Annotated in this window: 16 protein-coding genes and 1 pseudogene; 5 read left to right on the top strand and 12 right to left on the bottom strand. The window is 36.4% G+C overall.

The window, feature by feature from the left end:
• Positions 1-348 precede the first annotated feature (348 nt).
• From V1501_RS09835 to V1501_RS09815, 5 genes are all read right to left on the bottom strand, one after another.
• Entirely contained in the window at positions 349-624 is a 276-nt protein-coding gene (locus tag V1501_RS09835) for a hypothetical protein (RefSeq protein WP_409292932.1), read from the bottom strand.
• A gap of 343 nt (positions 625-967) precedes the next feature.
• The gene (locus V1501_RS09830; RefSeq protein WP_409292931.1) at positions 968-1,789 is read right to left on the bottom strand and encodes an STAS domain-containing protein; all 822 of its coding nucleotides are present in this window, start codon (positions 1,787-1,789) and stop codon (positions 968-970) included.
• A gap of 439 nt (positions 1,790-2,228) precedes the next feature.
• Complete coding sequence (locus V1501_RS09825; RefSeq protein WP_409292930.1) at positions 2,229-2,984, bottom strand: class I SAM-dependent methyltransferase; 756 nt, start codon at positions 2,982-2,984, stop codon at positions 2,229-2,231.
• Positions 2,985-3,165: 181 nt separating this feature from the next.
• Entirely contained in the window at positions 3,166-3,495 is a 330-nt protein-coding gene (locus V1501_RS09820; protein ID WP_409292929.1) for a hypothetical protein, read from the bottom strand.
• A 391-nt stretch (positions 3,496-3,886) separates the two neighbouring features.
• Positions 3,887-4,126 (bottom strand): hypothetical protein, encoded by a 240-nt coding sequence (locus V1501_RS09815; protein WP_409292928.1) that lies wholly within the window; start codon positions 4,124-4,126, stop codon positions 3,887-3,889.
• 187 nt (positions 4,127-4,313) lie between these two features.
• Here V1501_RS09815 and V1501_RS09810 point away from each other — a divergent pair, with 187 nt between their 5' ends.
• A complete protein-coding gene (locus V1501_RS09810) occupies positions 4,314-5,177 on the top strand; it encodes an NAD(P)-dependent oxidoreductase (RefSeq protein WP_409292926.1) in 864 nt (287 codons plus the stop codon).
• 1,422 nt (positions 5,178-6,599) lie between these two features.
• Here V1501_RS09810 and V1501_RS09805 read toward each other — a convergent pair.
• A pseudogene (locus V1501_RS09805) lies at positions 6,600-7,288 on the bottom strand (DUF5694 domain-containing protein).
• A gap of 825 nt (positions 7,289-8,113) precedes the next feature.
• Here V1501_RS09805 and V1501_RS09800 point away from each other — a divergent pair.
• Entirely contained in the window at positions 8,114-9,157 is a 1,044-nt protein-coding gene (locus V1501_RS09800) for a C45 family autoproteolytic acyltransferase/hydolase (RefSeq protein ID WP_409292925.1), read from the top strand.
• An 829-nt stretch (positions 9,158-9,986) separates the two neighbouring features.
• Here V1501_RS09800 and V1501_RS09795 read toward each other — a convergent pair.
• Positions 9,987-10,355: a hypothetical protein gene (locus V1501_RS09795; protein WP_409292923.1), complete on the bottom strand. Its 369-nt coding sequence runs from the start codon at positions 10,353-10,355 to the stop codon at positions 9,987-9,989.
• Positions 10,356-10,784: 429 nt separating this feature from the next.
• Here V1501_RS09795 and V1501_RS09790 point away from each other — a divergent pair, with 429 nt between their 5' ends.
• Both V1501_RS09790 and V1501_RS09785 read left to right on the top strand, forming a co-directional pair.
• Positions 10,785-11,054, top strand: a complete 270-nt coding sequence (locus V1501_RS09790) for a hypothetical protein (protein WP_409292922.1) — start codon at positions 10,785-10,787, stop codon at positions 11,052-11,054.
• 359 nt (positions 11,055-11,413) lie between these two features.
• Positions 11,414-11,620 (top strand): hypothetical protein, encoded by a 207-nt coding sequence (locus V1501_RS09785; protein ID WP_409292921.1) that lies wholly within the window; start codon positions 11,414-11,416, stop codon positions 11,618-11,620.
• Positions 11,621-12,389: 769 nt separating this feature from the next.
• On the opposite strand, the gene V1501_RS09780 is transcribed toward V1501_RS09785, so the two are convergent.
• Positions 12,390-13,061, bottom strand: a complete 672-nt coding sequence (locus V1501_RS09780) for a hypothetical protein (RefSeq protein WP_409292919.1) — start codon at positions 13,059-13,061, stop codon at positions 12,390-12,392.
• A gap of 912 nt (positions 13,062-13,973) precedes the next feature.
• Positions 13,974-14,348: a hypothetical protein gene (locus V1501_RS09775; RefSeq protein ID WP_409292918.1), complete on the bottom strand. Its 375-nt coding sequence runs from the start codon at positions 14,346-14,348 to the stop codon at positions 13,974-13,976.
• A gap of 546 nt (positions 14,349-14,894) precedes the next feature.
• Between V1501_RS09775 and V1501_RS09770 the strand changes: the two genes are divergently transcribed.
• On the top strand, positions 14,895-15,173 hold the full coding sequence (locus V1501_RS09770; RefSeq protein ID WP_409292916.1) for an HU family DNA-binding protein: 279 nt from the start codon (positions 14,895-14,897) through the stop codon (positions 15,171-15,173).
• 300 nt (positions 15,174-15,473) lie between these two features.
• Here the strand turns inward: V1501_RS09770 and V1501_RS09765 are convergent, their stop codons facing one another.
• The 3 genes from V1501_RS09765 to V1501_RS09755 form a co-directional block, all read right to left on the bottom strand.
• Positions 15,474-16,388 (bottom strand): phosphotransferase, encoded by a 915-nt coding sequence (locus V1501_RS09765; protein ID WP_409292915.1) that lies wholly within the window; start codon positions 16,386-16,388, stop codon positions 15,474-15,476.
• 296 nt (positions 16,389-16,684) lie between these two features.
• Positions 16,685-16,831 carry a hypothetical protein gene (locus V1501_RS09760; RefSeq protein ID WP_409292913.1) on the bottom strand — a complete coding sequence of 49 codons (147 nt, stop codon included), beginning with the start codon at positions 16,829-16,831 and terminating at the stop codon, positions 16,685-16,687.
• 396 nt (positions 16,832-17,227) lie between these two features.
• Entirely contained in the window at positions 17,228-17,878 is a 651-nt protein-coding gene (locus tag V1501_RS09755) for a uridine kinase (protein WP_409292912.1), read from the bottom strand.
• Between the last annotated feature and the right edge of the window lie 7 nt (positions 17,879-17,885).

Here is a 17,885-nt window from a genome sequence, read left to right as displayed (position 1 = left end):
CAAGGACCCTTGATGGGTCCTGATTGAAATCCTTTTTGAAGGCATTTCTCCCTTATACTGGTTTTATATTTTGCTAACTCCCTTACCTGTTTCAATATTAAATATAGAAAAGTATTACTATATTTTTGTATGGAGTCTACCGATTTTTAAAAGAAACAGAACCTTCTACTCTTCTTCAAGAAGAAACGCAGCTGCCATTCGCCTAAGTTCAAAAGATTACCCGCATTGATCAAATACTATTTCTTTATTAATACTTAGGAATTCTCCTTCAATAATAACACCGTCTTCAAACGAAAAAAGAGCTGCCGAAACAGCCCTGCTTACTAAATTTACGCACTCGTTAGTTAACTAATTTTTTAGCCAAGTGAGTATACGAATAACTTGAAAGGGTTCTAACCAAGTAATAAAAAATAGAACGATGAAAAAAGAGAAAAGCGAAACGAATTTAAGACTTCCTTCTTCCTGCTTAGCAATAGCTATTAAACTTAATAAAGCTCCAACGAATAGAAAAACTAAACCGATAAGGACTATAAGTTCTAAATAGCCCTCCATTCTCCAATTTACCCCTAATAAAAACAGTCCTAAAACTATAAAAACAATAGACCCTTTACTTAATTGCTTCATCGTTTTCCTCCTCTAAATATAATTTTACCATTTATTGGATTATACATTAAAGAACTAAGTATTCATTCAGGAATGAAACACGGAATATTGTCACCTGTACTACTATGTACCAGGTATAGTGCCAGAAGGTATTAGTGCTTACACAACAACAAAAAGGCTGCAACCAAAAGCCTTTTCTTGTTAAACTACAGCACCCATTGTTTAAGGAGGAATTCATTAGCCATGAAACTGCAAAAAGTAAACTGGGGAAATGTAAAAAAGGGTTATTGATCCTCCTGGACCAACAACCACTTTTGGTAAGAAATCGTTATCATAAATTTTAATTAATTTATCACAGGCTCAATCACTTTATTATGTTGGATAATGCTTGCTCTAAAGTTCCTAATGTTTCTATATCTTTGAAGTCAATTCCAAAACTGACTACTGCTTGGGCTATTTCAGGTCGAATCCCAGTAAATGTTGGTTTAACACCAATTAAAGTCAGGGCTTTTGCCACCTGGAATAACTCATTTGCTACCATAGTATCTACGAATGGAACTCCGGATAAATCAATATAAAGTTCAGTTATTTTTAGTTCTACTGCTCTTTTTATAGATGTTTCCTTCAGCACTTCCGCCCGATGTGTATCTATACTCCCTACTAAAGGAAGGATAGCAATTCGTTTATTTATCTTAACAACTGGAGTAGAGATTGCCAATGAAGCCTCATTTGCTAATCTTAATAAATTTTCCTGATATTTAACAAATGAAGTGCCATAAACATAAGCTGTATGGTCAAGAATTGTATCAATTACTTTATTTATTTTAAGGAATGTTTCCACCTTTATCTCTTCCGTTTCCATTTCCTTTACAAAATCCCAAATAGCAGCTCGGTAAACCTTATTTGTTTGAAGAAGTTCATCGATACCGATGTTATACTGAACTGCTCCCTCAGCTGTTTGTGTAGCCCATTGTGTTACCATTTCCATTACATCTTGGATATGATTATTAATGAGAGCTTGTCCAATGTAACCGATCAGCTCGGCTCTCCAATTGACAATTGCTTGATTTTGGAGGTTGCTAGTATCTAGAAATTCGTTATACCTTTTATCTAAATAATTACTTATAGTAATAGATATATTTATTTTTTCGTTTATAAGTACCTTCCCTAATTGGTTTGCTAACACCTTTATCCCCCTGTTTATATCATATTGGTAATCTAAAGGCGCAGTGTAAAACCACCTTAAGTTCTATTATATATTCTAACATCTTTGACTTGTTATCAATAAGCATTTTTATTGTTATAAGTAACCATATATTAGACCAAGGCATATTGCCGGAAGATGAATTCACCCAAAAGAAAAAGCAGCTGCTTGGATTATAATTTAAAAAGAGAAGTCCCCACTAGGGATTTCTCTCTTTTGTTTATTTCTATTTTAATTGTATACAATTCTTAATAGCGCAAAATGGAATATTTGGATAAGGGCATCACCCTTGCCCTCCGATTAAGCCCCAATTCTTGTTTATGTTTAACGTTACTACTCAACTGCAGGAATAACAAAAATACTGCCGTAGGAACCTTCCTATTTAACTGTGCACCCGTTTGTTAAAAAAGAAGGTTCCTTTTTATATTTTTCTGGCTTTAATAATCATTGTTGTCGGAAACTTCCTCGCTTTATGTAAAGAATAGTAACGATCGGATAATTCCTCATTTAAGGAATTATATTTTACAGACACTTCACTCTCTATTACGGAGTCAATATTAAATCCTGCTTTAATTAATTCGTTTATGTATGTAGACATTTTTCTTTTAGGTATAACTACAGGAGCATCTTCACCTTTAAAATTTGTATATGTTGTGGTCCCTTCATCCTGGTATGATCCATCTAAGTAGATTTGGCCATTCTGACTTCTCATATGGGCATATAAGGGGTGATCCCAACTAAATACAAAATACCCACCTGGCTTTAAATAAGAATAAATTAATTCAAATGTTGATGCCAAATCAGTAGTCCACCCAATTGCGTATATTGAATAGACTACATCAAAATATGACTTAGGCAGATCAATATCTTCTTCCATTGGTGCACAGAATAGGTTAGCTGCCAAGTTCTTTAAGGTTTCATTTGCCGTCTTAATTTGATTCTCTGATAAGTCAACTCCCCATAATTCCCCAGCACCCTTCTCACTCATATAAAGTAAAGAATGTCCGCTGCCACAACCAATATCCAAAACTTTTTTCTTTACTAATTCATTAAACAGATTTAATTCCTCTTCTGTTTGGGAAAACGGTCCGTAACTAGGTAATGCATCCTTTCCATTAAAATGATGGGCTACAATATCCCAGCTTTTCTTATTTTGTTCTATCATCTTAACCGACATTAATTGTCTCCTCCTCTCTGTAACTATTCTACATTCAGCATCCATAACCTTCTTGGTTAAAAGAGTCAGGCTTCTCAGTTATTTATCTGTTCTCAATTGAAAAAGGCTGTTTTAAACAGCCAAAACACTCTTCAACCAAATACCCGTTAGTTTAAGTGAATTCATTCACAATCACACTCTGTTAGCTGAACATAAGACTATTCTTATCAAAATTTTTCTTAACTTCATCGGTAAACCCGTAATCTTCTATCCATTCAAAAACTTCATCCTCTAATTTTTGTATTTCTTTACTTTCGGTTTCATCTTCTGAATAAAGGTACATATCATCTAGACGGGCTATTGCACTAAAAAGGTTTTGCCTCTTTTCCATAGCTTCTTTAATTTCCTCATCATTCTCCCTTTCTCTGAATGCATCCTGTATACGGTTTAAGTGGTGTGCACCTTTCCTTAAAAAGTATATAGCCATCAATAATTTCCGTTTTTCTTCATCTGTCATTTGATTAAATTTCAAAAGAAAATCACCTCAGTTTCTATACTTCCCCGAACCCTTTTCAAATTAACCTTTGTTCAACTAAACTGCCCGTTAGTAAAATCACAAAAAGGCTGCCTTAACAGCCTTCTCTTCCTTAAATAACGCACCCGTATTTGAATCAGGTTTACGAACTATTGCAGGAATTTAAATCCTTCCAGCCTTCAAAAGCACTTCTGAAATTTTCAGATAGGACATTATCTTTGCTAAGAAGAAGAATCATGAAAAATCCCAAAATACCAATTCAACGACCGCATTTGGATGTTGAATTTTAGGGTTTTCAACCCAAAAATTCGTATTTCCATCAGCATATGGTACTTGTTAAAGTTCATCTAAACCAATTTTCTTTTTTTTCAAATGCTGAAAATACACCCTATATAAAATAAACTTTGTTATCATTAGCTAGTTTTGATAAGTTTTCGCCTTTAATCCAGTATTTATTAAGACAGTCATCTCTACCGCCATATATTCGAAAGTCTTCAAAATAAGCAAGATGGTCTTCAGGGTAAGACCAATCTAAGTCAGTGAGTAACCAATTGTAATTATTTTCGAGTCCCTGGAACGCATTTAATACTTCTTTCAAATCAAAAAAATCCTCTAAAATGGTGTTCATTCGTATTAGTTCCCACCTTTCCACCTGCTGAGTGAGTTTCTCGAAAAAAATAACCTAATTATTATTATGACTTCGATTATGAAGAGGAATGCTTTTCTTTTGCCATAACCCTCATTTTATCAGAGAATGGACACAGGCAGAATAATGAAAATATACTTGTTCATAATATATAAATGGAGGTTTTTAAATGATTGGATTTATCGGTCTCGGCATTATGGGCAGCCGTATGGCAAATAACCTGCTTAAGAGTGGTTATAAGGTCATCTTATATAATCGTTCAAAGTCTAAATCAGATTCCCTTATAAAGGAAGGCGCAATTTGGGCAGACTCCCCCCGGCAGGTTGCAAAGCAGGCTGATATCATTTTTACCATGCTTGCAAATCCCCAGGTAGTAGAGTCTGCTGCCCTTGGAAAAGATGGGTTTTTAGAGGAGTTTTCAGAAGGCAGGCTATGGGTTGATTGCAGTACAGTAGATCCATCCTTCACACGAAAAATGGCAGAAGAAGCATCGAGACGCCACATCCGTTTCTTAGACGCTCCTGTTGCCGGTTCGAAAATCCCGGCAGAAAAGGGTGAATTAGTGTTCCTCGTCGGAGGAAATAAAGAAGATTTGGAAGAAGCGAGACCTATGATGGAATTAATGGGTAAAGCCATCCAGTATCAAGGGGAAAATGGAAAAGGTTCTTCTATGAAATTAGTGATCAACCTCATGCTTGCCCAATCAATGGCAGCTTTTTCGGAAGCCGTAACACTTGGAGAATCAATGGGTCTAGATAAAGAGACGGTCATGAATACTCTGCTGGGCGGAGTTACAGCAGCCCCTTTTCTAAACAGCAAAAAAGATAAACTCCTGAATGGAAACTATGCAGCCGAATTCCCGCTTGAACATTTGCAAAAAGATTTACAGCTCGTGTCGCAGGCAGCCTACGAACATAAGGTTTCCCTTCCTATTGCAAATGTCACAAAAGAAATTTACGGGTTAGCTAAACAATTTGGCTACAGTAAGGATGACTTCTCAGTTATATATAAGTTTTTAAATACAAAAGAATAAATCAGAAAAATGATCCTCTCTGCTTTATTTCATGAATAATGAGCCGCCGTCTATATTTAATTACGCGGCTCTAATGCCGTGATGCTTTTACGGGTAAAATTTTCTTCGATAGGTTTTTCACAAAGGCTGTTTTCGTAAAATATTGTTGCTATACTATAAAGTCTAAAACAAAGAAAACTCGCATTAAAAATTGCGAGTTTTTGTTATTTAAGGATTTCCTTCTTCAACTAAAGCACCCATTAGTTTAAGTACAATATTTCACAATCTTTCCTGGGCAAAAAACTAAAAAGGCGACTCCCTTCCTTAAGTATCGCCCCCATTTAAGAAGTGATGAACGTTTAATTATGTACTTAGTAGTGGCGGAATTAAGAATTATTTAGGTGTTACTTTAAAAACGGTTTCCCCATGATGCTTGAGTCGCTACAGACTAGGCCATCTGTTGCTTATGCTCTTCTGGCTTAATGCTGGTAGAGTACGTTTTTTCTTTTGTATTGTTATAACAGCCTTTAAATGACACACACCTTGCAGAGGTTTGTATCAAAGGAATAGGTTAGGGACAACGCACCATTCGAGTCCACCACCTTAAAGACGAAGGTAATAATCTAATCTATTTCATGAAATTTATAGCCTTATAAGGCATTGAAGCAGGCCTCCGTCCCTCCAGCTTTCAATATCAAGATTTTTAGGCTGATGGACGAAAGAACCCGTTTCAAAAGCTCCAGTATCTTTCCTTCTAACGAGTAATCCCCATTGTTGACGCACTATTTCCCCTTTCATGAAACAGGAATTATCCCGTTATATAAAAAAAATTAGCTCAATCACGAGGTAACCCCATTTAGAAAATGGAATATTTTTGTTATTTTTACTGTTAACTAAAAAACTAAAAAAAGTCAATCATCTTATAATTATGATTTGCTAAAAGTTTAAATATAATGAACCATGACCTATTTTAAAAGAAAAGAGGTTTATGTGATGAAGTGTAAAATACATCGGTGTAATTGCCGAAAGATTTGGTCTATACAGAATCGAAAAAAGAAGATAATAGCTAACTCGATTTTCCTTAACGGCAATTGGATGACAGAAGTAAAACCTGATCGAATATTAGATCCAAAAGGATTTGTAATTACAAACTATATTCAGGACATTATCACAGATCCCCCGATGGAATTATTAATCCAATTTAAAAAAGTAACAAAGTTAACTTATAATAAAAACACTGTTGAGTTTAATATTAGATCAGGTAAATTTTTATGGTTTGCGGAAGATGGAAGCTGTTATTTGTTAAATAGGGTGGATGAGATGTAGCTGGGCTAGCCCTGCTGCATTTTTCATTTATTACCTTCTTAGTAACCACCCTTTAGTAAAACAGCATCATAAAAAGCGGCCAAACGATTTTCAACTAACGCACCCGTTTGTTGAATATCAAAGGTATGCTATTGCTGGTTCTACATCAAACATTCCACTTTCTTTTAGAAATTGGGAAACTAAATGGATGTGAGCAGCTCCGATAATTAAAACGGTTTTGTCTGAAGGAGAGCTGGTTACTCTTGCCAAGTTGGAGTATATTATTAAATTCCTTTGATACCACCACCTTAGCCAATCAATGCCTACATAATCATCTTCACTTCCGATACGTGCTAAAGCCATATACATTTCATGTTCTCTCTTCACATGCTTTCTTCGTTCATTTCTTTCATTAGGTCCACAATGCTTTTGTCAGCTAAGTATAAATCTCTTCCTGAACGATACTTTTCATCTATATATTTATAAAGGTCAGGCTGTTCAGTTTTTGCCCATTCAAAAACCTCTCCAATTCCCCTATTTCCAACGGTTTTCATCCAATCAACTTCATAAACCTTTTGGTGACCCAATTCTGAAGCTATTCTAAAACCGTATTGATGCATTTCATCAATTTTCAGTTCGAAGTCACTATTCAAATACTGCCTGTATTCTTCATTTAATTCTTCTTCATTTTCTTTTACAACTTCAAAAGCCAGTTTTGTTGGATTAAATCTTTTTACCTTTTCTACAACTTCCCTTATTTCATTTTGCCTTCTTTCGTTTAGTAAATCATCAAATTCCACTTTATAAATATCTGGTGTATACCTCATATGAAATGTACCTAATACCATAACTTTAGGCTTTGGCTGCTCCATAATTATTCCCCCTCCGAATTCAGCTATTTATATGCCTTCTTTATGTAACCGTGAAAACACTTGTTCTTCCGTTTAAGCTGCTCTGCGAAGCAGTCATACGTTCTTCAACTAAAGCACCCATTAGTTTAAGTGCAATATTTCACAATCTTTCTTGGGCAAAAAACTAAAAAGGCGACTCCCTTCCTTAAGTATCGCCCCGGAGTTCTAACATATGGAAATAAAGACTTTATTTTATCTATTTTATTTAACTTAGTATTAGGGATCGATCAGCTTTTGGAATAGAATACTAGACGAAAGCATGCATATACCACCATGCTTCTCTGACTTTTTGTTTCTTTGGATGAAAGGATACAACGGAACCCATCCAACTTCAATTGGTTTATATAACTGATTTATGAAGGAACATTGGTTTTAGAGGTTTATTTATCATAATAAATCACCACTTTAATCATATCAAATCATCACCAGCAGCCTAGTGTGTATGGATGGATAATAATTTTATGAACCAAACATTTGTTTATGCCTTCCTAAAACTAAACGTGAGGACTAGTCGTGTAGCCCAGAGGCATCTGCAGAAAGTGCTTTGGGAAATTGAAGACTGCTTGCGAATCAAAGAAGATCTAAATAAATCAATAAATATCAAGAAGGCAAATTAAATCCATCAGAACAAAAAAGCAGGAAACGAATGACTTTTACCTGTATTTGTTAAGAACGAGGAAAGAGACAGTAATAGATTTTTTAGATATAGTAAAGTGAATCATTATCAAAAGGAGTAATCTAATGTTCCCTGTTTATAGCGATATCATTCAATTTAAAGGGACTCATTATGAGTTTGGATATATGCAAGGAGAAGCATTAAAAGAGTCTCCTATTTTACCAAATCGAGCAAAGCAATGGGCATCGAGAAGAACACGTCATTTTGCTACCGATCAAGAAAAGGCACTGACTCTATTGTCAAAATATATACCGGAAGTTATAGAAGAAATACATGGATTAGCAAATGCTTTACAATGGAGCATTGATGACGCAATAAGAGAATTTGGCGGGTATTATTTGGAGTACGGAAAAAGCGGGTGCTCTATCATAACCGGCACCGACTACCTTATACGGAATTACGACAGTCATCCTGGTTCTTATGAAGGAAGATTCACTCTTTATCAACCAACCGATGGTGGATACGCAGTTATTGGTCCTTCTATGCAAATAACCGGAAGAATTGATGGTATGAACGAAAAGGGTCTTTCTATGGGGTATAATTTTATCAATCGTATCCATTCGGGAGATGGATTTATTTGCAACATGATTGGACGAATGATACTAGAGACATGTTCCAATGTGGAGGATGCTATTGATCTACTGAAAGAAATCCCGCATCGAACGTCATTTAGTTATGTATTGCTCGACCCAAAAGGTGATTCTTATGTAGTAGAAGCATCTCCCCGCTCCGTAATAGCTAGAAAATCAAGCACCAGCACGAATCATTTTGAAATGCTTCTAGAGGAAAATCGTTATCGAATGGACGATTCGAAACGAAGACAACAAATTATGGAGAAACAACAAAAATTAGGTGTTTACGAGGCTTTTTCTTTATTAAATAACATAGATGAACAAGTTTTTTCTGAAAAGTACGATGCTTCGTCAGGAACCTTACACACTTCTGCTTACATTCCAAAAGAAAAAAAGGTTTGGTTCGCAATGGGTCCAAACCGTAAACCAGTCATTTTTGATTTCGAGAAGTTTCTAGGTGGAGAAAAAAGTAACATCAAAAAAATAAAAGGGGAACTAAATTTTAATGTCCCCTTCCTGAATATGAATTTATTTTAATTTGTACCCATTATAAAAGTAATCAACCCATAATAAAAGAGTCATTATTAATGTCTTCTTTTTTTGTCGCAGCTTCATTGCTTTCCCATGATCTACTCTTTGTCAAAAGGTATAAGTTTTCAACTAAAAAAGTTATACAATAAGTGAATAATTATTGTATTTTAAGCCCCTTATCTGTGTTTATTAGTTTAAAAATCCTTCTTCGACTAACCTGCCCGCTAATGGAACAAGACAAAAAGGCTGCCGAAGCAGCCTTTCTTATTTAGTTTAACTATTAGATACTATGAATGATTGATCACGTACTACAACTGTTTTAGGTACAAAACGTATGAGAACATTTCTTTCATCTAAATTTCTGAAACGCGAATCCCATTTATTTTCATTTGGTCCCATATAACGAGATAATAAACGGTTTCCTATTGCTGAATCAAACGGCTCGACTGTAGCAGTACCTCTAAACCCTGCATGTAAGACCAACCCGGTTTCATGATTAAAATCAACTATTCCTATTGCACATTTTGGGTTATTTTGAATTCTTTTCGGAAATGTATCAGAGGAAGTTCCTATAATCCATAATTGATTGTTTTCCCAAAGAAACCAGACAGGTGAATGCCTGGGATCATCACCAACCACGGTCATAAATGAGCAAACAAAGGCTTATTAAGCAATTGATCTAAATCAAAACTTCTATTACCACTAATAATTTTCATATAGCACACTCCCTATATATGTAGGCGATATAGTCAAGTAACAATAAAGAGAGGAACCTAAGTGGTTGGAGCCTGGTTCATCGAATCACCTTCTCAAAACGCATCCTTCAGTTTGTTATTTATCTTTTAACGTATTCCTTGTAGAAATCAATAAACAACTGAAAACTAGTCAAGAAACCCGCTGTTAGACTATGATATTGATGATGAATATTCTCTCGAGTAGATAGATGATTTTTCTTTATTTTTTCAATATCCTTTTCGAATGAATCACAATTACCAATAAGCATAGTTCTTAATTCTCTTCCATTTGTTGAAATGGCCCCTAATTCCAAGGTTCTTAAACTTCTTCTTGCCTCTTTCACTGTTTTTAACATAACATCTAGGTTTTTATAGGTCATGGGTACTTTTTTTTCACTGACCAGCCATCTTTGTTCGTACATATTGAGTATTGGTTTTGTGTCCTGGTTAGGTTTATAGGTTTTTTTCAAATCATGTATCTCCTTTCGGTAGTCTTTCACAACCCACAAAAAGGGATCATATGATACCGATTTATTTATACTGAAAAACGAATAGGGATAAAACCATGTAACGGCTAGAATAAAAAACAGTATACAAAAAAGTGTACCTCCCCCTAGGATTAGAAGCCTTCTCTTTGTAAACATAACAACATTCAATCCTCCCTAGACTCGTATTAAAAATTGTGCCATTATTCAGTATATTCATTTTATCATTTAATACCTTTCCTTCGTGAAATTAAAAAAGAACCGCATGGGCGATTCCTCAATCTTGACTGTACTGTTTGAAAACAAGGGTTATCCTCAGACACCAGCATTAAAGCTTTTTAATTTAAAGGTATATCGTTTAGGCACCTAGATAACATATAATGGAAGTAGATTACTTAGAAGGAGAGACTGTAAGTGAAGAATCACGTTCATTCGTTAGCTATCGTTTTTTTAGGAATATGTATTGTTGTCGGTTCGTGGTTTATATCAAAATCATTTGAAAACAATCAGCAAAACCATTATATTCAACCATCAGTTTCAGAAGAATTTGAGTATGAACTAATATCAGTAAATGATACAAATATCATTATATTTGATAAAAGGACGGGTCAGTATTGGAGGAAATACATTGAACTGAATGAAGGACCAACTGACTGGAGAGAAGAAGAATCTCCCATCAAGTAAAGTGAAAAAGACCAATTCTATAATAGCGATTGGTCTTTATCAATGGCTCTGTTAAACGTTAATGTTGATATTTCATCAAAAGAAAAGAACCCATTTATGAGTTCTTCTTGTAGGCATCTTCTTCAACTAAAGCACCCGTTGGCTTAAGTACATTTCTTCACAATATGTTCGAAATGTGCATCAAATGAACTGGAATCGTTCTATTACTAAATTGGTAAACGAATTACACAGGTAAAGAATTCCATATCTTACTAATGCCTTATATGTTACAATAGTATGTGAACACAAAAATAATATACTTTGGGTCATACTCGACTTTCCCTAGTCATTTCCCTCCGTATCGGAAGGAGACTGGATAAATGTCTAAAAAATACCTAAAAAATATATTAAACGACCTTTGTTACTACAGCGAAGTAGAAATTACTCATACGTTCTCAAAAAATAAAAGACCATTAGTCTCAGTTGTTTACTTCGAGAACATCTTTAAGTTAACATTTATTGAAAATAAAACTACTGAAATTTACGATAATATTGAAGATACAGCAACTGCTATTCTCAATGTATAAAATGGCATATTAAAAGAACCACTAATTAATTAGTGGTTTTTTTATTTGCCGACTATGTCGCAGTATGAGTCAAATACGCATAATTGGCTATTACTTCTTCCACTAAACAGCCTCTATAGTTCACTTAGAAAATGCAATATTCCTTCTTTAGGTATTGCACCCATTAGTTTAAATCCTTCACAATCTTGTTAGAAATAATGAAATTAAACAACTATATTATTTCTAACACCCACGGGGTTACATCTTGAAAAATTAGAGCAGAATGGTGATCCTCGTAAATAACATCAGGTGCAGCGTAAAGGAAACTTATTTCACACATTTCATTTAAGCTATAGGAGTTTAATCCCACTCGTTAGGTTCACCTCCATTTTCTACCCACGCCACTATGTCACCAGGACCCTTGAAATCATAGTCATCAAAAAAAAGAACCTTCGAATTATGTAATCTCTGATTTAAATGTTAGGTCATTGTTGTTTTTCCTCCACCAGAAACAGCAGCAATAGCTATAACAAGTGGTGTCTTTCCTTTACTCATGGTATCCTCCAATGCACTTTGTTATTGATTATATCTTTATAATTGTATTATGTTATTGCAACTCTCTCCTTATTAAGCTAACCTGCCCGTTAGTACAACAGCAAAAGGCTGCCCAAGCAGCCAAATAATCATCAACTATCGCACCCTAAGTTGAGTAAGGATTGATCGGTTAATACTTCACGACTAATAAAGATCGACATTACACAATTTAAACAACTTAGGCTCAAGCGACCATTCATCCGTCTATATATCTAAATGTTTCATATTTACCTTTTCTTATCATATCTCTATATGGTTTCCCGCCATTTTTTTCTTCAAGCAAATTTTCTAATGTTTCATATTTATAATTATAGTGTCTTTTGTTCATGAAACCAGCTTCTCTAATCGTAGGATGATCGATTAGCGGTGTTAAATCACCATCCAACACGTTAGTATCCACAAAGGCAAAGCTTATTAACTTAGGAAAGTGACACAAAAAAGAAAGATTTTCAAGATTTCCGCATGCATTAAGGCGTAGCACTCGTAGGTTATTTAGTTCCAACAAATCATTTGGAACAAGTTTTCTGGAGTTATTGATCTCCAAAATCTCCAGGGTGTTTTTAATTTTGGAAATTCCACTATCGTCTTGTAATTTTGTACAGTAATGCAGGTCTAAACGCTTTAAATTACTTAGCTTTTCTACTCCAGCAAAGTTTTGGATGGTTGACCAGTTTAATTCCAGATACCGCAAGCTATCAGGAATATCATTAAAGTTACCACTCTTGCTTTTTTTGTGATGCCATAAAACCAGGTACTCAAGATATTGCGATTTAATTTCTTCTATCTTATCTTCTTTTAGATTCAAGTGGACATACTGATCTTCGGGTACTTCTTCAAACCACATGGAATTATATCTCCAGAAATCCATAGTAACACTCCTTTATGTTTAAAATCTTCACATCGTTCCTTCCTTATAAACTATACAACGAAAAAGGCTGCCGTAGCAGCCCAAACTAACGCACCCGTTAGTCATCCACGAATCGCACTGATCAGCGATTCATCACAGAGAAGAAAACAGGCTGTGCAGAATATATTTTTAATGCTAAACTATGGTGCCTTAGAGCCCATCCGATAGTCTGGCGCGGACGGCCTCGGTTTACCACCCACTGTCGCACCCTTGATGGGTACCACTCATGGGAAATTAATCCTTATTCTGGTTGTTGCTCAAGCTGCACTTACTCCAACGAGAATGGCTTGAATTCAAGCCATGTACCACCAATTTTTATATCTAACTTTTATGAGGCCCATCCTCCGTTTTTATAAACTGGTTTTTCTGGGTCTATTTTTTTGCCTTTTTTTAGTTTTTTTTTTAATAGGAGTTTTACTACATTAATTTACCTTTTCAAAATGAACCTTGGTGGAGGACCATATACCTGCTCAGCTTCAAAATAGGCTAATCTCCCTGGAACACATGATATTATTGTAGGAAATCCTTCGCCAGCTGCCACCTCTAAAGCTGAGATTAGTGTTATAGTTACCATCAATAGAATCGTTCCAGGACATTGTGAAACAGTCACTTCCTGCACCTTTTTTCTTAATAACTTCTCTATTTCCTCTGGGTCAGAATTTGGTTTTGCATCTCGATCATAAATTCTTCTCAAAGTGTTGTTGAGTAATTATGGTTTAACTTATTCATTGCATCCATTCGTTTTTGCAGAAAATAATTCGAATAGAACTTTTTGTTAGGTTCGCTTTGAAAAAAATGCTTTTACAATAACTTCTTCAAGTTCCCTATCCACTCTGATCCCCCCATACAACTCAATCCTAATATTATGGATCCTTATTTTACTAAACTGCCCTTTGTTGAATAAGAAAAAGCCTTACTCCTTATCGAAGTAAAGCACGCTGTTTGTTGATTAACAATGGCATCCGTGATGGACTCAACGATGACCGCCATATCCATAACCAGGATACCCACCATATCCATGACCAGGATAGCCACCATATCCATAACCAGGATAGCCACCATACCCATGACCAGGATAGCCACCATATCCATAACCAGGATACCCACCATATCCATGACCAGGATACCCACCATACCCATGACCAGGATACCCACCATATCCATGACCAGGATACCCACCATACCCATGACCAGGATACCCACCATATCCATGACCAGGATACCCACCATATCCATGATGACCGCCATAACCTCCAAATAATTGTCTTTCCATTATATATCTCCTCCTCAAATTGTTTCAAAAGTAGTGTATGTGTCCGTGTTCAAAGAGGAATAGACATTTGCCTATTATACGTGTTGTCTTGGCTGCTGTTTTGCGTATAGTTATATTTCCTCATTGGGGTTTAGATGTTCAAATATTTCTAGTATCCCTTTTTGTCAATATAATGTTCTGTCTTAAAAGAAATAGGAGTACCCAACCTTTCGGAAATTTTGTACGTAAAGCAAACTTGAATCAAAAAAAGTCGATTTCCTGTAATAGGACTCGACTTTTTTGGCCGCTTGTTAAACTAATGCACACGTTTGTTAAATATCAAAGGAATCTTATTGCTTAAAAACGTCCCGTATACAGCTTAATCTTCAACTCATGTACCGGTTACTTAAGGAAGGAAATAAAGAAGGTTAAATCACTGAAGAAAGTATTAAATTGGCTTCAAAGTTGCGAACTTATGTACGCTATGTTAAAACTAAGGTGACCCACTAGGACAATTTTGTATATTAAGGAGTGTTTATTAAATGAATAAAACAGAATTCGTTAATCAGGTAGCGAAAACCGCAGATCTTTCACAGAAGGATGCATCAAAAGCAGTAGATGCAGTTTTTGATAAAATTTCTGAAGCATTAAAAAATGGTGATAAGGTACAATTGATCGGGTTTGGAAACTTTGAAGTCCGTGAACGTGCAGCACGTACAGGTAGAAATCCACAAACCGGTGAAGAAATGCAGATAGCTGCTGGAAAGGTTCCTGCTTTTAAGGCTGGCAAGGCACTTAAAGATGCGGTAGCTGGAAAGTAACTATAAAATGAATGAACAAAATGTCGATATCAAATAAGGTATTGGCATTTTGTTTTTTTAAAACTAATGTCTATGTTAAATTCTAATGTTGATATGTTGATATTTGACCATATGAAAACCGCCTTCGTTGAAAAGGCGGTATTGCTACCGTGTCCCGTTAGCGCAACGACTTACTCTGTTGAATTTCGTGTTCCTCAACATTAAGCGGCATCAGAGAAGGCGGATCGTACCCTATCGCGCCTTTAAACGACAAAGTGGTGCCGATAGCCATAACCCCATAGCCGCAACGAAATGATGATCCTAATCCGACAGTGCCCGCATGATGTTGGATTTCGCCTCTGCCGCAATCGCTTCATTCCCGTCATCGACCGCTTGCATTAAGATCAGTACGGGGATGTATACCGCAATTAGCCGCGCCAGCAGCTTCGTTTCCTCGTCCGCTCCTCCGTATGTTTCGAAAAACACGCCGCGAGCATAAGGTGGTAAAAAGCTATAAGCAACGCTCAAATCGCAAGCCGGATGCCCTACGCTCAGATCGCCCCAATCAATGATGCCGGAAACGATCCCGTTCTCATTCACAAGCATATTTTTGAAATGAAGATCGCCATGTAGCAGTGCATTCACCGCCCCGACACGGTCCTTTTGCAGCCTGCTAATATACGCTTCGATCAAACCGGACTCCTCAGGCGACAAGTGTTCAACCACCTTCGATAGAAAACCCTCCAATTTCACTTTGCGCGATGCTAGGTCCGTCAAGTTACGATGATCTTGCTGAACTCCCCACTTCAATGCCGCCTGCACCGGAAATTCATGTAATCTCCGCAAAAATTTCGCCAGGGACTCTGCCGATAAAGCTCGGCGTTCTTCCTTCAAACCGATTGGGAAATCTCCTGGCACGTAGGCATAGCCAAGGAATGGTGCCGGGTATTCGTCACTTGGTTCGCCATAAAACAAGGGTTTCGGATAGGGGATGGTCATATATGCCTCCAGCTTCGGCAGCAGCTTCCCTTCCATACGAATCGAGCCAACTGCAATCGTTCTTCTTGGAAACCGGAATACGTACTCGTCACCGATGAGAAAAACCGTATTGTCCCAGCCCCAGCCCAATCGCTTCACCTGCTTCGATGACAGCTGAGGGAATTGTCTGCCGATCAGCGTCCGCGCCTGCTCTTCGTTAACCTCCCACTCCGCATCCCATACATTCGTTCCTCCCATTAATTGTCTGCCTCCTTTTTCCTTACGTTATTTTCATGTTTACATACCCTGGGAATTACGCATAACTGCCCGTTAGCTTAACAAGAATAAGCAGAAAGCTGAAGTTTGGTGTTCGTGTCGGTCACAGTAAACAGGCACGATTTGACCAACATATTTTTCTTATTCGAAGCGATATTAATAAATTTGTGTAATTTCATGTCCGATTTGATTACCTATAGATATTTTCCAGGCAACAAATCTAATGTTATATTAATATATCTACTCCCAATTCTTACTGAAATTCTCACTTCAATGCTTTATTCCGACCTTTCACCAAGTTCAATCGTCCCACCAATAGGACGATAAAAATATCCCTCTCCTTTAGAATGTCTTCCCTGCTGTTCCTCCAAAGGAAGGTGATCTTCATTACTGACTATGCCTAATGTATTTGCCCGTGGCCTCATTAACAAATCCTCCTGATATTAGTTAGTTATAAAAGATTCCCTTAAAAACAGGACAAACCCTTTTTTAAGCCTCTAAATATCAAAAGGCTGCCGAAGCAGCCATTTGTACTTAACTAACGCACCCGTTAGCCATCAATGAAACGCACAATTCATCGATCCACCAAAGAGAATGAAAATAGGCTGTGCAGACTATACTGTTTAATGCTGGAGAAGAAGGTCTTTGAACTATGGTGCCTTAGAGCCCATCCGTTAGTCTGACGCAGGCGGCCACACTGAACTGTCGCACCCTTGATGGGTAGCACTCATGGAGATAAATCCTAATTCTGGTTGTTGCTCCAGCTGCACTTATTTTACTCCAACCAGAAGGGTCCAAGCCATGTACCGCCAATTTTATATTTAACTTTTATTAAAACAATCTTTTTCAACAATATACTGTTCATTGGAATTTTTTAAAACTATATCAAAATTTATATGATGAGGGTGCATAAACAAATAATATTGAATTCTACGCTCTTCGTGAGATCTTCTTAAATAATTAATATCTGTTCCTCTTTCAGAAACATCACGTTGGCTCCGTCTTATCAATTCGGTTTCTCCATCCGTGTATAAGTAAACTTTTAGATCGTACAATCTGGGATCAGTAAAGGCTACGCTCATCCCTTCAACAATAGTTATGTTATTTTGTGAAGAAATCAGCGTACTCTTTGTATAATTAGTACCTATTGTGTAAAAATTCAATCCATCTCTCACCATATGAATGTCTCTTTCTAAGGCGAATATATTATGAGCAGCAGGATGACAAGCTGTCATTTTATCGCGATGTTGTTCATTTTTATATTCATAATCGATCAAAGTGTTCTTTCTAAGATGAGAGCCGATAATATAGGGGTCCGTATTAATATTATTCACATCGTTATAACCCAGAAGCTTTACAAGATTATTGGCAAGCGTTGTTTTGCCAGATGCACCATGCCCTGAAATCCCAATGATGATTCTTTTATCCTCACTGCTAATTAAATCAGAAATCTTATGTATTACCTTTTCCATATTTCTT

The sequence above is a fragment of the Paraperibacillus esterisolvens genome (assembly GCF_046237625.1).
Classification (GTDB): domain Bacteria; phylum Bacillota; class Bacilli; order Bacillales; family DSM-1321; genus Paraperibacillus; species Paraperibacillus esterisolvens.
Note: the sequence above shows the minus strand (reverse complement) of the source record. Positions and strands in the feature narration are given on the sequence as shown.